Genomic DNA, 15,305 nt, shown 5'->3' with positions numbered 1-15,305 from the left:
TAGTTATTGAACCATTAGAGTGGGGAGGGGTCGATGGAGCAACGTGCGGGGGTGCCCTTGGAAAATCTCGCCAGACGCCGTGAAGATGTCGAAACCAGGCTCGAAGGGCATCACGGAAATCTCAGCGATCGACAAATTGAAGAGTACTCGGCGGAGCTCTCGGGCCTGCGTCGCGAGCTCGTCTCCGCTTTTCAGGGGGATATCGATGATTCTACACGTCTCGACATTCTGGTCGAGATCGTGCGAACACTCGAAGTCGAGCTGATTCACCTCCACAACCTCGTCGTCGACCCGTCTCGCGATCACAAGGAACTGGCCGTCAGAATCGGATCCCTCCTCGGTGAGATCTCGTCGCTCGGAAAGGGACGCCCGAGCCGGCTGGAAACTCTCTATTACCGGGGTGTCCTTTCGATGTTTGCGGGAGACAGGGCAAAGGCGCGAGCACACTTCGAGAGTGTGTGCGAGTCGGAAGAATCGGACGAATCGAGCGACGTCAAGTACAAATCCTTCGTGATTCTCGGCCACCTCTCCCACGAGGACTCCGATTTCGAGGGTGCCAGGGAACTGCACGAACGCTCCATGGAGTACTCCTCCCACTCGAACGTTACTGCCCAGGCCCTCGCGCTCAAGGCCCTCAACAGCTACGCGCTTGGAAACGCCAAAGATGCCCTCGATCTGTTCGAGAGCTCCCTCAGGGAGTTCCATGAGGACGAGCCGCACTACAACGAGTACTTTCACCGGAATGCGCTGCTGTTCTGCGGAGCGATCTACTTCGATCGGAAGGACTATGCGAGAGCGAAGGAGTACTACGAAAAAGTGCTCGAGCACGTCGAGACCGCCTCGTACGACTTTTTCGATGCGAACGCCCAGCTCGGCAAAATTTACTTCGCCAGCGAAGAGTGGGACGCGGCGTCCTCCCGTTTCAGAAGCGCCGTCGAGAACCAGGCGGGGAACGAGAACGAGTATCTGCTCGACACCTACTTCTGGCTTGCGAAAGCGCTGCTGAAAAAGAACGAGAAGAAGGACGCGAGGGAGTGCCTCGACCGGATCGTCCGGTCGGAGGTCAAGTATGCGAAGCGCCCTCAGGCGGAGGCTCTGCTGGCGCGAGTCTCCTGAATCTCAGGAAAAACGGGCCAGGACGAAAGCGGTGTCGTCCTCCAGCTCCTCGGTTTGCGCGAACGAGCCGACGTCTTCCAGGATTCGGTCGTACAGACTCGACATGTCCTGATCGCTCGAATCAGCGAGGATTTTCCCGATCCGATCGATCGAATAAAACTCGTTGGCGTCGTTCAGTCTGTCGGTGAGCCCATCGCTGTAACCGAAGAAGAGATCGCCCGCACCAATCGACAGAGAAAAATCCTCGTAGGTCGACGATGGAAGCGCCCCGAGGAGATGGCCGGGTTGCTCGTGAACCTCGATCTTTCCCGCAGCGCGTCGGTAAAGCACGAATGCCGGATGGGCTGCATTGCTGAACTCGAGGGTCGCGGCTTCACGATCGTACCGGAGCAGCAACGCGGTCGCGTACTGGGATGGCAGGCTGGCCGTGACGAGGAAATCGTTGAGCTCCGCCATGAAGTCGGAAAGAGCGTTGAGATTGTCGGCTTCGGTGCGAATGTAGCTCTTCAGCAGGGAAGTCAGAATCGCTGCGGGAGTTCCGTGACCGGAGACGTCTGCGATGAATATCAGAAACGAGTCGCGTACCGTGAAATAGTCGAAGAAGTCTCCCGAAAGCGTTTCGGTGGGCTGGTACGACGCCCGGACCTCGACTCCGGGGGCGGTGAGCATGCGCGGGGGGAGAAGGGATTCCTGAACCCGGCGGGCGAACTGAAGATCCCGGCTCAGCCGCTCGTTCAATGCCATGATCTTGTCGGATTTCTGTTTGACCTCTTCGTAGAGAAGTCTGAGCTCGGACGACTGCTGAACGATCTTGTCCTGGTACGCTTTGATTCGGAGGAGTGCACGGATTCGGGCGAGGATGATCGCGACGTCCGCGCCCTTCGTCACGAAGTCGTCTGCACCGGAATCGAGTCCTTCGACGTGCACCTCGGAGGAGCTCGCGCCGGTCAGAATGAGAACCGGGATGTTGTGAGTCCCGTCGTCGTCTTTGATCTTCCTGGCTACCTCGTACCCTGTCATTCCCGGCATCCGGTAATCCACCATCACGCAGCTCGGGGGATCCGCCGAGATGAGCTTCAGCCCCTCGTCCCCGGAGGAAGCCGTCTCGACCTGGTAGCCGTTCGATTCGAGGAGTCGTCTCATCAGAACGAGGTCGTTCTTGTCATCGTCGATGAGGAGAACTTTTTGAGGTGTTTCGGGCGCCATGAATCAGTGGCGATTACTGTACACTCGCGGCCGGAGAGGAACAATGAAATTGATCGTCGGACTCGGGAATCCGGGAGCGAAATACGAAGGATCCAGACACAATGTCGGATTTCGCGTCATCGATCGGATGGCGGCCAGATTCCGTTGCGCGGAGGACGTGCACGAGAAGCAGGCCCTGACCCGGTCCTGCCGCGTCGCCGGCGGAAAAATCGTCCTTGCGAAGCCGCTCACATTCATGAATCTGTCCGGGGAAGCAGTGCTCGGATTGGTCAGGAAGTATCTCGAAGGCGACCTGGGCGATATGATCGTCGTCTACGATGACGTCGATCTTCCGCTCGGAACGCTGCGCATTCGAAGGGACGGATCGGCGGGGACGCACAATGGAATGCGGTCGATCGCAGAGAGTCTGGGAACCGAGGCGTTCCCGCGGCTCAGAATCGGTGTACGAGGGGAGAGTTACACCGAGGGTTCCGATCTCGCCGACTATGTGCTGGACGACTTCGAGAAGGGAGAACATCAGATCATCCGGGAAACGATCGAGCGCGCGACCGACGCGCTGCTGCTCTGCGCCCGAGGAGATCTGACGCGGGCGATGAACCAGTTCAACCGGAATCAGGAAAAGGGAGAGACGGTCGCGTGAACGAAGCTACGACATTACGGGAGCTTCGTGAGAGCGGATGGTCCGATCGATCCGTGCGCGAGGAGATGCGGAGCAACCTGCTCGCTTCGATGCGGAACGGCACGAAGAGATTTCGTGGAATTCACGGATTCGACCGGACCGTGCTTCCGGCCATCGAGAACGCGGTCCTTGCGCGCCACGACATCATCCTTCTCGGTCTGAGAGGTCAGGCGAAGACGCGGTTGCTTCGTTCGCTCGTCGATCTCCTCGATCCCGAGATTCCGGTCGTGGCCGGATGTCCGGTCAACGACTCCCCCTTCGCACCGTTCTGCAAATACTGCCGGCGTCTGCTCGACTCGAAGGGAGACGACCTGCCCGTCTCCTGGCTACCGCGGGAGCACCGGTATCGTGAGAAGCTCGCGACGCCGGACGTGACGGTGGCCGATCTGATCGGCGACATCGATCCGATCAAGGCGGCCAACCTGCGACTCGACTACTCCGATGAGGAAGTCATTCACTACGGAATCATTCCTCGAACCAACCGCGGGATCTTCGCGATCAACGAAATTCCGGACCTCGCTCCCCGGATCCAGGTATCGCTGCTCAACATTCTCGAGGAACAGGATCTCCAGATTCGCGGCTTTCCTCTCCGGATTCCACTCGACATCGTCATGGTCTTCACCGCGAATCCGGAGGACTACACGAGTCGCGGGAGCATCATCACGCCGCTCAAGGACCGGATCGATTCTCAGATCATCACGCACTATCCGCGGGACGTCGAGACGGCACGGAGAATCACGGATCAGGAGGCATGGCTCGACCGCGACAACGGCGTCGACCTCCCCGAGGAGACGCGCAATTTGATCGAAGAGATCGCGTTCGTCGCGCGCGCGAGCGACCTGGTCGATCAGACCTCCGGCGTCAGTGCGAGGTTGCCGATCTCCGCCGCGGAGCTTCTGACATCCAACCTCGAGCGCCGCCTGGCCACCACCGGCGACTCGGTGGCAATGCCGAGAGTCTCGGACTTCATCATGCTGATTCCGGCGATCACCGGAAAGATCGAGCTGGTGTACGAGGGAGAACAGCAGGGTCCCGAGATCGTCGCGCGCAACATCATCGGAACTGCCGTGCGCAATCTCCTCGAGAGAAAGCTCGGCGGAAAATTGCTCTCGCCGGCCAACCGGTCGTCCGAATCGGTACTCGATCCGGAAATCTTCGAGCCGATCGTCGCATGGTTCGCCGAGGGGAATACCGTCGAGCTCTCGGACGAAACACCGAACCGGGAACACGAGAAGGCCTTGAGCCGCGTTCCGGGACTCGAGGACGTCGCCCGCCGGATCGCTGAGAACGATCAGGATCTCCTCTTTTCGAAAGAGCTCGTTCTCGAGGGTCTTCATCAGGCTCTGCTCCTCGCGCGGGAAGATCGTGATTCGACGATAACCTTCAGCGAAGCGGTACGATTCAATGTACTCAGAACGGTGAAATGATGGGAACGATCACGATTGAATTGCCTTACGAGCTCGAACGTCAGGTAAAGCGCGTCGTCCGCGAGGGGTGGTACAAGAGCGAAGAGAACCTGATCATCGAGGCGCTCGACCAGTTTGTCGGAGCGAAAACCTACCTCGGGGATTCGCCGATGATGCTCCATCACTTTGCCGCCGACGCTCTGAACGATTCGAAACCGGAGATCGCTCTGAAGTTTGCGGATCGGGCCCTGACACTCGCCGAGGCCGACCGAACCGGAGACATGAAGCTGTACCAGAGCTTCGTCGAGCTGAAGGTGCAGATACTCCTGGTCCTCGATCGCTACGAGGAGGCGAGCGCGGTGCTTGACGCGGCGAAGGAGCGGCTCCCCAATAACCCAGCCATCAACCGCTGGATCGCGAAAGTTCGGAAGGCAACCGCGAAGGTGTGAAGACCGCGCGGATCCAATCCAGCCCCCCGACCGTGCTGAATCTGAACAGGTGTCCACAATCCAGACCGGCTGCCCGGCATCTGGAATCGATCTAGCCGGTTTCGAATCAGGCACTTGCCGTAACCAGTGATCGTGTCATCTCGCTTGCTGTTCCCAACCGCCGGGCTCAGAGTGAGTCGGAGGGAATGCGATGAAGGTATTGATTGCGGATGACAGCAGAAGCTATCGGTTTGCCCTGCGCCAGATTCTGGCCGCCAAAGGTTTCGATGTGGTGGAGGTGGTAGACGGAGAAGAGGCTTGCCGGATTCTCGAGGGAGACGATCCTCCGCAACTCGCGATCCTGGACTGGATGATGCCGCAGCTGACGGGACCCGAGGTGTGTCGGCGGCTCAGGAGCCGGAGTCAAGACGTACCGTACACGTATCTGATTCTGCTGACCGGATGCGATGCGATCGAGGATCTGAAACAGGGTCTCGAAAGTGGAGCCGATGATTATGTGTCGAAGCCGTTCATGCGGGAGGAACTGGAATCTCGAATTCTGGTCGGGCAGCGTCACGCTCGCCTGCATCAGGCACTTGCCGAAGCACGATCGAAACTGTGGGATCTGTCGGTCAGAGATGCTCTGACAGGCGTCTTGAACCGCCGAGGAATTCAGCAGCGCCTCGAGTCGCTCGCCGCCGAAAATGCGTACCGTTCGCGGCCGTTCTCCGTGATTCTCAGTGACGTCGATCACTTCAAGAGGGTCAACGACGAGTTCGGTCATCAGGCTGGTGACCAGGTACTGCGTGTGCTCGCTACGAGAATGACCGAGGCCATCCGCAAAAACGACGAAGTCGGGCGATTCGGTGGAGAGGAGTTTCTGATCGTCCTTCCCGGAACCGATCACACCGAAGCCTCGACAATTGCGGAGCGGATCCGTCGGATCGTTGCGAGTGAGCCGGTTTGGACGGGAGAACGGATGACTCACGTCAGCGCGAGTTTCGGTGTCGCCTCGGCGATGAGCTTCGACTTCCGTTCCATCAGCGATTTGCTGTTACGAGCGGATCGAGCGCTCTATCGGGCGAAAGACATGGGTCGCAACCGAGTCGAGTCCGACGTCGATCTCGGGAAGGTCTTCTCCTTTCCCGAGTGCGCGTCGGCTTGAGACGCGCGCTCTCGTTGTATTCTGGTGCGCGCGCGCATCTCGATGGTCCGCAGCGCTGACGGCCGCTCAACCACGGCCAGAGCGCGGCCCCGAGCGTTCGCGCCATTGAACATGAGGCACGTTTATACATTTTTCGATCCGTCGTGGATTCAGCAGATCCTCGATGAGCAGGCGCTGCGGCGTCTTTTCAATGAGCTGCTTCTCCAGTCCGGAGGAGATCCCGAAGAGGCGATGGAATGGATCCGGGCGCTTCAGCAGCGAGGATTCATCTCCGAAGATGTCGACCTGGAGGCCTTCTTCGCGAGACTGATGGAGGAGGGTCTGCTCGAACCGACGGCGAGCGGCGGAGTCCGACTCGGAGGGGCCGGCGAACGGCAGATCCGCCGCGATGCTCTCGACGAAGTGTTCCGTGGACTCCATCGATCGATGAAGGGTGATCACGCGACTCCCAGCGCAGGTCAGGGCACCGAGCGACTGACCGAGAGCCGGGCATGGCGTTTCGGCGATGATCCGGGGACGATCGACGGGGTACGAACTCTACAGAATGCGATCCGGTCGAGCTTCGCCGAAGGCGGTGACGAGATCCGGATCCGGGAGGACGATCTCGAGGTCTTCGAGACCGAGCATGGATCGAACTGTGCCACCGTGATCATGATCGATCTCTCGCATTCGATGGTGCTGTACGGCGAGGACCGGATCACACCTGCGAAGAAGGTCGCTCTCGCTCTGGCCGAGCTGATCATTACGAAGTATCCCCGCGACGCGGTCGACGTTCTGACCTTCGGGGACGACGCCAAAGAGATCCCTCTCTCCGAGATCCCGTATGTGGAAGTCGGCCCGTTCCATACCAATACGAAGGCCGGTCTCGAGCTCGCGCAGACGATTCTCCGTCGCCGGCGCCACGCGAACAAACAGATCTTCATGATCACCGACGGTAAGCCTTCCGCCTTGTGGGAGGGGAAGATGCTCTATACGAACTCGTTCGGCCTTGATCTGAAAATCGTCAACCGGACCCTGGAGGAAGCAGACAAGTGCAGGCGGGCCAAAATCCCGATCACCACCTTCATGCTCGCCACCGATCCGATGCTCGTCGACTTTGTCGAGAAACTCTCGAAGATCAACAGAGGTCGCGCGTTCTACTCCTCGCCTGACCGGCTCGGCGAGTACATTCTGGCTGACTACATCCGAAACCGAAGGCGGTTCGTTCATTAGAAGCAGGGATCAGGGATCAGGGATCAGGGAAGAGTGAAGGGTGAAGAGTGAAGGGTGAAGGGTGAAGAGTGAAAGAGTGAAACACTCGTCATCCTGAGCAAGTGACCGGCGCGTTGCGCCGGTGAAGCGGGAATGAAAACCGGAGCCCGCAAAACTCCGCACCCCATACTCAAACCGACGTCGTCCCGAGCGGGCGGTCGGGTGGGCAAGCGAGGAGCCTGCCCTGAGGGGTGATGGGTGGGGGAAACCGAAGGGACCCTGCAGGGTGGGACATCAGGCCAAGCGAAGCGCTGCAAAAGGTCGAAGTCCACGCAATTTCGTGGTCGTTTCATTAGGAGCCGCCGAAGGACGGTGAAGGATCCGGGGGAAGGCTCGTGAATCAACGCGACGAGCACCTGCGGTTGACTCACGAGCCCGCGCCCAGATCCTTCGCCCGCGCTTCGCCGGGCTCAGGATGCCAGGTATTGGAATTGCGCGAGACCATTTCGCCGAGCGCCTCGAACCTCCATCGATTCCTACATGCTTCACGTCAGGGTCTTGCGATCGAGTAACTGCGCTAATCCCCTACATCCCTACACGATGGCGCCCGACTTGCTGAATCCCGGGTGATGAAGTTGCCGCTCATTCAGCTTTTTCTGGCCTCATCCATCGCGGTGTCAGTCGCGGGGAACGACGTTTCGACTCGAGCGCATCAGTCCGGCGATCCGGAAGGCCCGCGAATTTTCACCGACGCCGGCATCTACGGACTCGGCCAGGTGATCGCGATTCTCGATACCGGCCTCGACTGGGACAGTTGCTATTTCTCCGGCCTCGAGGACGGAGTGCCTCCGATCAATACCGTGGCCGCGACCGGAGAGCTCGAGAGCACCAACGTCGACCCGTCCCGCAGAAAAGTCATCGCTTACGACTTCCTCTACTCGTGCGACGAGTATCCGGGTCAATTCGGATGTGAGGAGCCCGGAGACCCATTCGACTGGGACAATCAGGGGCACGGAACTCACGCCGCGGCCTCGGCCGCCGGGGACAGGCTGACCCCTCTGCTGCACGATTTCGGAGATGCCATCGCGCCGGGGGCAAAACTCGTCATTCAGGACGCCGGGTTCATCGGTGGCGACGACTGCAGCCAGCGGCCGGGACTCCGATGTCCGCTGCGGGATCTGCGCGACGTTCTCCGGCAGGCCTGGGACCAGGGAGCGCGAATCCATTCGAACTCATGGGGAAACCGTCAGGGTGTCCCGCCGACCGCCGTTCCGCCGACCGGGAACTACACACCGGGCGCCTCGGAGATCGACGATTTCGTCCATCGCCACCGCGACATGGTCGTTGTTTTCAACACAGGCAACGCGGGCTCGCTGGGCCCTTCATCGATCTCGAGTCCGGGTTCGGCGAAGAATACGATTCAGGTGGGCGGGTTCGAATGGCAATACGGTCTGGCTGTCGTCACCGGATACAGCGGTTACGGCCCGACCCGGGACGGAAGAATCAAACCGGAGATCGTCGGACCATCGCTGACCCTCGCCGGCGATACGGATTTCGACGTCACGACATTCAACTGCGATCACAGCTATCAGGGGGGCACCTCCTGGGCTTCACCGACGATTGCCGGCGTCGTGGCTCTGATTCGTGAGTACTTCGAGCGGGGCTTCTACCCGACAGGAACGCCGGATCCGGGCTCGGCCCGCACGCCGAGCGCCGCGCTCGTCCGGGCGATTCTCGTCGCCTCGGCGCGGGCAGTTCCGTATCAGGATGGCAACCCGGTCCCGGTTCCTGCCGAGCCGGTACCTTCCTACCGCCAGGGTTGGGGCTACCCCGTTCTGGCCGATGCGCTGCCTCTGGGCGAGGGCCCACCGTCGCTCCACGTTCTGGACGAATCGAACCTCGAGCTTGCGGAAGGTGGCAGCCATCGAGTGCGGATCAGAGTCGTAGCCGGCGGGAGAGCGCGGGCGGTTCTGGCCTGGACCGATCCTCCCGGCGCGAACAGTAGGGACGCGACGACGCCGAAGCTGGTCAACGATCTCGATCTTCTGGCTGCCGCAAACGGTGGTGGCGTCCACCATGGCAACGAGAGTCTTCACCCTGGCCATCCCGATCGCCTGAACAACATCGAGGTCGTGACCCTCACGCCGGACGTGGACACTACGTATCTGATTACGGTGTCGGCTGAACGAATCGCGGTCGGTGGGTCTCAGTCGGCCGCGCTCGTACTGGCCGGCGACTTCGAATTCGCGCCAGAACCGAGACGCCGGGGTGTGCGGCGTCGGTGAGCAATCGCTTCGCGATATGATCCGCCGCGAATGCTGGACCGTTCCTTCCTTCGCGATCGGAGTGACGTCTACCGGGAGTCTCTGGATGCCCGGTCGAGCGACGCAGATCTCGAGCGCTTCCTCGAGCTCGACCGTGAACGGCGGGAGCTCGTGCAGGAAGTCGAGGCGCTGAGGGGGCAGCGAAACGATGTCACCGCCGAGATCGCCCGCCTGAAGAAGTCCGGCGGAGATGCCTCTGCTCAGATCGAGGCGATGAAGAAGGTCGGAGCGGAGATCAAGGCTCTCGACGGGAAGCTGCTCGAGGTCGATTCCGAGCTGGAAGCGCTCGAGCTGACGTTCCCTAATGTTCCGCACGAGGCAGTTCCCATCGGTGGCGATGAGACCGCCAACCGCATCGAGCGAGTCGAGGGAGAGCCGAGAAGTTTTTCTTTCGAGCCGCGGCCTCACTGGGAGCTCGGCGAGAAACTCGGCATTCTCGATTTCGACCGCGCCGCAAAGATCGCCGGTGCCCGGTTCGTCATCATGAAAGGTGACGGGGCAAGGCTCGAGCGCGCCCTGATTCAGTTCATGCTGGACCTTCACTCTGGTGAGCATGGATACGTCGAGGTACTTCCTCCCTTCATCGTGAATGCCGAGTCGATGCGGGGGACCGGTCAGCTTCCGAAGTTCGAGGAAGATCTCTTCAAGCTCGAAGGAGACCGGGATTTCTACCTCATACCGACTGCCGAGGTGCCCATCACGAACATCCATCGCGACGAGATTCTGGACGAGTCCGAACTGCCGATTGCCTATTGCGCCTACACGCCCTGTTTTCGCAGCGAAGCGGGTTCGTACGGCAAGGACACTCGAGGGCTGATCCGTCAGCATCAGTTCGACAAAGTCGAGCTCGTCCGCTTCACGACTTCCGATTCCTCGTGGGACGAGCTGGAAAGGCTGACTGCCCATGCGGAAGAGGTTCTCCGACGGCTCGAGCTGCCGTATCGCGTCGTCAGCCTTTCGACCGGAGATCTCGGGTTTGCGGCCGCCAGAACTTACGATCTCGAGGTCTGGCTGCCATCGCAGGCCGTCTACCGCGAGATCTCGTCCTGCTCGAATTTCACCGACTTTCAGGCGAGGCGTGCGAAGATTCGATACCGGGATGCGAACCGGAAGACTTCATTCGTGCATACGTTGAACGGATCGGGACTTGCTGTAGGGCGGACGCTAGTCGCGCTCCTCGAGAACTTTCAGAATGAGGACGGCAGCGTGACGGTCCCCGAGGCGCTGCGACCATGGATGAATGGCCGGGAGAGGATTACCCTTCGAAAACCCTGATGGTGACGCCCCCGAAACAGGGATTGAAATCGTACGGCGGCCCGAGTCGTTTGGTCAGTCGGAGGCAACTCTCACATTGAAACGCATTGTCCCGACATTTCTCCTCCTTCTGATTTCGCTGCCACTGCTGGCGGAAAACAGCTGGTCGAAGTCCATCTCCGAAGCACAGAAGAAGGCGAAGCGGTCGAATCAGCTGATTCTGGCCGAGATGTATGCCGACTGGTGCGGATGGTGTCGGAAGATGGCGGCGGAGCTTTTCCCGGCAAAGGAGTTCATCCAGGCCACCAATGACATGGTGCTGCTGCAGGTGGATACCGAGGATCGCGGAGAGGGGCAACAGCTCGCGATGAGTCTGGGGATCACGAGGCTTCCTACGGTCGTGCTCTTCACGCCGGATCTCGAAGTCGCGGGGATGATCGAGGGCTACTCGCCACCGGGGAGGTGGATCGATCAGCTGAAGGCGACCAGAGCCGGATACGAGGACTTTCTGGTCCGGCTGAAACGCGATGACGGCGGCAAGGCGAGCCCCGAGGAGACGTATCAGCTCGCGACGGAACTGATCGAGCGTCGCCGGCTCGCCGATGCAGAAGAGAAGCTGGGGAGCCTGATCTCGCTCGCGAACGCACCCGCCGAAGTGCGAGGGCGGTCGATGATCGACCTCGGCCGTCTCGCGATGATGCAGAACAAGCCGTCCGATGCGGTTTCCCGCCTCGAGATGGCCATCAGTATGAAAGGTCTCTCGAAGGAGACCCGCGCCGAGGCCCATGTCATTCTGGCCGAGATTCATATGCATTCTCAGCGTTACGATGATGCGCTCCGGGAGCTGGAGGTCGTCCGCGACAGCTATCCGGATAGCCGTGCGGCCGTACAGGCGCAGCGTTATCTCCCCTCGGTCCGGGCGCGCCTGGGCCTGAACTGACGATGCGTCGAGCCCTCCGCCTCGCCGGCTGGTTCGCCTTGGCGGCCACGCTTGCATCTCCCGGTGCATTCGCCCAGGTCGGATCGGTCGCTGGCGCCGGCAACGAGCAGCTCGTCGAGCTCGGACTCGAGATCGATCAGGCCGGCGACACTCCCGGCGCGCTGGTGAAGGGACGAGTGCTCCTCGCGATCGAACGGGGGTGGCACATCAACTCGATCACTCCCAACGACGAGTTTCTAATTCCGACGCGACTGACAATCTCCTCCTCGGCATTCGAGGTGAGCTCGGTCGAGTTCCCTCCGCACGAGAATCTCGAGTTCAGTTTCGCCGAAGGGCCGGTGGCGGTCTACGAAGGAATGATCAGCGTCGGTTTCGAGGGGACGAGAATCGATTCGGTCGACGATTCGGTCGAGATCGAGCTTTACTATCAGGCTTGCGACGATTCGGTCTGTCTGCGACCCGCCACGGTGTCTCTGTCGACGTCCATGGGCGGGCATGAGATCGAGGGTTCCCCGGTCGAGGCCCTCGCGGGAGGAGGGGGATCCCCCTCGGATTCATTCACTTCGCTCGACGCTCGGAGCTCGGTTGAGCCCTCGATTTTCTCTGATGCCGGCGCGGTTTTCGAAAGCCGGAGCCTCGTCCTGGCACTGATCGCCGTCTTTCTGGTCGGGCTCGCCCTCAATCTGACCCCGTGCGTCTACCCGCTGATTCCGATCACCATCGGCTACTTTGCGTCCCAGCGTGAATCGGGAGCCCGAACCTCGCTGCTGGCGATGGTCTACGTCCTCGGGATCGCGGTGACGTACTCGATCCTTGGGGTCGTCTCAGCGCTTTCGGGAGCGCTCTTCGGCGCGTGGCTGCAGTCGACGGCGGTGCTCGTCTTTTTTGCTCTGGTGATGCTCGTGCTCGCCTCGTCGATGTTCGGCATGTGGGACATGACGGTCCCGCAGTTCATCATTTCGCGAGCGGGTGGCCGGGCGGGATACGCCGGCGCTCTCATCATGGGGTTGCTCGCGGGAGTCGTCGCGGCTCCCTGCGTCGGACCGTTCGTGGCGTCGCTGCTGGCTTTCGTCGCGAGGCAGGGAGACCCCGTGATGGGGTTCGTCATCTTTTTCACCCTCGCCCTCGGGCTCGGTCTTCCGTATCTGATTCTCGGAATGTCGGCCTCGCTGGCGAACCGGTTGCCGAGATCCGGAGGCTGGCTCGTGATCACGAAGAAGGCATTCGGATTTGTCCTGATCGGGATGGCCTTTTACTTCCTCCGCCCGGTTTTCGGGGAGCGTGTATATGAAGCGGGATTGCTGGCGAGCGGACTCATCGGGGCGGTCTGGCTCGTCGTCGAGGGTGTTCGGAAACCGGAGGCCCGCGTCGTCAGTTTCGTTCTCGCCGTCGTCCTTGCCGCGGCGGCACTTTATCTCGGATGGCCGTCGAACCGCGTAGGGATCGAGTGGGAGCCGTGGACCCCGGAGAGGATCGAGAGCGCTGCTGCCGGGGGGAAGCCGGTCCTCATCGACTTCTATGCCGATTGGTGCATTCCTTGTAAGGAGCTTGATTCGCGAACCTTCACCGATCCGGCGGTGATCGCGGAGGCGGAGAGGTTCGTGAGACTGAAGGCCGACCTCACCGATGATGATGAGGAATCTGCGAAGCTGACCCGGATGTACGGGATCGTCGGAGTGCCCACGATCGTATTCATCGACTCAAATGGTAACGAGGTGAGCGAGACGCGATTGCTGGGGTTCGAAAAGCCGGATCGTTTTCTCCGGCGACTGAAGGCAGTGGAGTGAGCGAAACGGGAGGATGACATGCGGCGGTTAGCAGGGGTTTTCCTGATCGGAATGCTTGCAGTACCGGCGGTTGCCGAGAATCGGGCTGGAGGGCGCTACTCGAATTACGCGACCGATCTCGGAATCATCGGGTTCTCGATCGATACGGAACGAGAGTCCTCACTTGGGATACTGGGGCAATTCGAAAGTGGTCCCATCATTATCAAGGCGCAATACGACCACGATTTCGAGGCAGGTCTCGGCTTCCTCGATTTCATCAATCTCGATCTGGCCACGCTGCAACGCGATCGCTTCGAGGGATCGGTCGGATGGCGGGTCGCCGACTATCTGACGCTCGAGGGCGCGGGTCGATACGACTCCCTCACGGCATCCAGCGGAATCTTCGGGGGCTTCGACGACGTCACGCTCGACGGCGGGCAGTTCGGTTTCGGTGCAACCGCGCATTCGGCGCCGGCTGACGACTTCAGGTGGTACGTCACCGGACGCTATTTCTTCGGCAGTGTCGACATCGACAACATTGCGGGTACCGGTCTGGATGGATCGATCGACACCAACGGTCTCAGGGTCGAGATCGGCGTGCCGATTGGAATCAGCGACAGCCAGTGGGTGGTCGTGCCCGGGCTCGAGTACGAGCGCTACGAAACCGACTCGTCGCTGATCGAGATCGAGAGCAACCGATTCTTCATTGCGCTGCAGTATGCGTTCTGAGCTTCGAGGTTCAGTCGGATAGCTCGCGATAAAGCGTTTCGAGCCATCGATCCGTGGTGATGAAGTTCCACGACCAGTTGTCCCAGGCCGCGAGGATTCTCCGCGACTTCGCGTCCTCCAGGCTCAGGTCCTCGTCGATCGCCCGGGCGACCACGGTACGCGTCGCGCGGAGCATCGATGCGTATGCCTCGAGATCCCCGACTGTCGAGACCGGACCATGGCCCGGAATGATGGTCGCGTCGGGCGGCACCTCCGCGACGATTCTCAGCACCCCCCGGATCAGGCCCGAGACGGAGCCCCCGCTGTCGATGTCGACGAACGGAAAGCGTCCGGCGAAGAAGAGATCACCGGTGTGGACCACATTGGAATCAGGAAAAAAGACGACGGCGTCCCCGTCGGTGTGGGCGTGGGGAAAGTGGATCGCTCGAATCTCCTGCTGGTCGAAATGAATCGTCAGATCTTTGCCGAACGTCAGAACCGGCAGCGCGGAATCCGGTGCCGGGGCGACCATGCGACCCGGAACAGACGAACCCGCCGCAAGCCGCTCTCGGACGTTGTGATGCGCGATGATCGGCGCCGATTTGCCGAACGCCTCGTTTCCGCCGGTATGATCCCCGTGCCAGTGCGTATTGAGAACCCAGCGGAGGGGCTTGTCGGTGATCGTCGCCAGAGCCTGCTCGATCTTCGGCGCCAGTGGGGCGTACTGGTCGTCGATCATCAGAACGCCGTCCTGCCCCACCGCGACACCGATGTTTCCGCCAGCACCTTCGAGGTAGTAGACGTTCCCCGCTACCCGATGAACCTTGATCTCGACCTCGCTCAGGTCCCGCTGACCGAGCGCCGGAACTGCGGCCCATGTGGTGAGGAAGACGACAGCGGCGGCTCTGAAGTTCATCGAACGAATCCCCCTTTTCCTTTCGGATCATTTCAGGATCCGCCTGTAGAGGCAAGGTGAAGCCGCCGAAAGAAGAAGGGGAGTGGATCGATCTCCCCGGCGGATCCGGACGCGTGCTCGTGCGGACGGGGTACCCCCGCTGGCTGCGCGTCCTCCTTCTTCCAAAAGTGATGGGAATCACTCTGGGACGCCGAATCTACCTTTCC

The 15,305-nt window shown here is 60.7% G+C and carries 13 protein-coding genes; 11 read left to right on the top strand and 2 right to left on the bottom strand.

From position 1 onward, the window contains the following. Positions 1 to 33 precede the first annotated feature (33 nt). Positions 34 to 1,116: a tetratricopeptide repeat protein gene (locus KY459_01690; GenBank protein MBW3563421.1), complete on the top strand. Its 1,083-nt coding sequence runs from the start codon at positions 34 to 36 to the stop codon at positions 1,114 to 1,116. Between the two features lie 3 nt (positions 1,117 to 1,119). Here the strand turns inward: KY459_01690 and KY459_01685 are convergent, their stop codons facing one another. Next, on the bottom strand, positions 1,120 to 2,322 hold the full coding sequence (locus KY459_01685; GenBank protein MBW3563420.1) for a SpoIIE family protein phosphatase: 1,203 nt from the start codon (positions 2,320 to 2,322) through the stop codon (positions 1,120 to 1,122). Positions 2,323 to 2,365: 43 nt separating this feature from the next. Between KY459_01685 and pth the strand changes: the two genes are divergently transcribed. The 10 genes from pth (at position 2,366) to KY459_01635 (ending at position 14,204) form a co-directional block, all read left to right on the top strand. After that, complete coding sequence (pth, locus tag KY459_01680) at positions 2,366 to 2,962, top strand: aminoacyl-tRNA hydrolase (protein ID MBW3563419.1); 597 nt, start codon at positions 2,366 to 2,368, stop codon at positions 2,960 to 2,962. Then, the gene (locus KY459_01675) at positions 2,959 to 4,428 is read left to right on the top strand and encodes a magnesium chelatase (GenBank protein ID MBW3563418.1); all 1,470 of its coding nucleotides are present in this window, start codon (positions 2,959 to 2,961) and stop codon (positions 4,426 to 4,428) included. The genes pth and KY459_01675 overlap by 4 nt, the downstream gene beginning before the upstream one ends. Continuing rightward, on the top strand, positions 4,428 to 4,856 hold the full coding sequence (locus KY459_01670) for a hypothetical protein (GenBank protein MBW3563417.1): 429 nt from the start codon (positions 4,428 to 4,430) through the stop codon (positions 4,854 to 4,856). Before KY459_01675 ends, KY459_01670 begins: the two co-directional genes overlap by 1 nt. A gap of 190 nt (positions 4,857 to 5,046) precedes the next feature. Then, positions 5,047 to 6,000, top strand: coding sequence for a diguanylate cyclase (locus KY459_01665; GenBank protein ID MBW3563416.1), 954 nt, complete (start codon positions 5,047 to 5,049; stop codon positions 5,998 to 6,000). A 111-nt stretch (positions 6,001 to 6,111) separates the two neighbouring features. After that, entirely contained in the window at positions 6,112 to 7,212 is a 1,101-nt protein-coding gene (locus KY459_01660; protein ID MBW3563415.1) for a VWA domain-containing protein, read from the top strand. Positions 7,213 to 7,820: 608 nt separating this feature from the next. Beyond that, on the top strand, positions 7,821 to 9,476 hold the full coding sequence (locus KY459_01655) for a S8 family serine peptidase (protein ID MBW3563414.1): 1,656 nt from the start codon (positions 7,821 to 7,823) through the stop codon (positions 9,474 to 9,476). A 30-nt stretch (positions 9,477 to 9,506) separates the two neighbouring features. Beyond that, entirely contained in the window at positions 9,507 to 10,790 is a 1,284-nt protein-coding gene (gene serS / locus KY459_01650; GenBank protein ID MBW3563413.1) for a serine--tRNA ligase, read from the top strand. Between the two features lie 76 nt (positions 10,791 to 10,866). Continuing rightward, entirely contained in the window at positions 10,867 to 11,709 is an 843-nt protein-coding gene (locus tag KY459_01645; protein ID MBW3563412.1) for a thioredoxin family protein, read from the top strand. Positions 11,710 to 11,711: 2 nt separating this feature from the next. Then, on the top strand, positions 11,712 to 13,496 hold the full coding sequence (locus KY459_01640) for a thioredoxin family protein (GenBank protein MBW3563411.1): 1,785 nt from the start codon (positions 11,712 to 11,714) through the stop codon (positions 13,494 to 13,496). Between the two features lie 18 nt (positions 13,497 to 13,514). Beyond that, the gene (locus KY459_01635; GenBank protein ID MBW3563410.1) at positions 13,515 to 14,204 is read left to right on the top strand and encodes a porin family protein; all 690 of its coding nucleotides are present in this window, start codon (positions 13,515 to 13,517) and stop codon (positions 14,202 to 14,204) included. Between the two features lie 10 nt (positions 14,205 to 14,214). Here the strand turns inward: KY459_01635 and KY459_01630 are convergent, their stop codons facing one another. Continuing rightward, a complete protein-coding gene (locus tag KY459_01630; GenBank protein ID MBW3563409.1) occupies positions 14,215 to 15,099 on the bottom strand; it encodes an MBL fold metallo-hydrolase in 885 nt (294 codons plus the stop codon). Between the last annotated feature and the right edge of the window lie 206 nt (positions 15,100 to 15,305).

The organism is Acidobacteriota bacterium, assembly GCA_019347945.1.
Lineage (GTDB): Bacteria > Acidobacteriota > Thermoanaerobaculia > Gp7-AA8 > JAHWKK01 > JAHWKK01.
The sequence above is the reverse complement of the archived record's forward strand: the minus strand, read 5'-3'. Positions and strand labels throughout refer to the sequence as shown.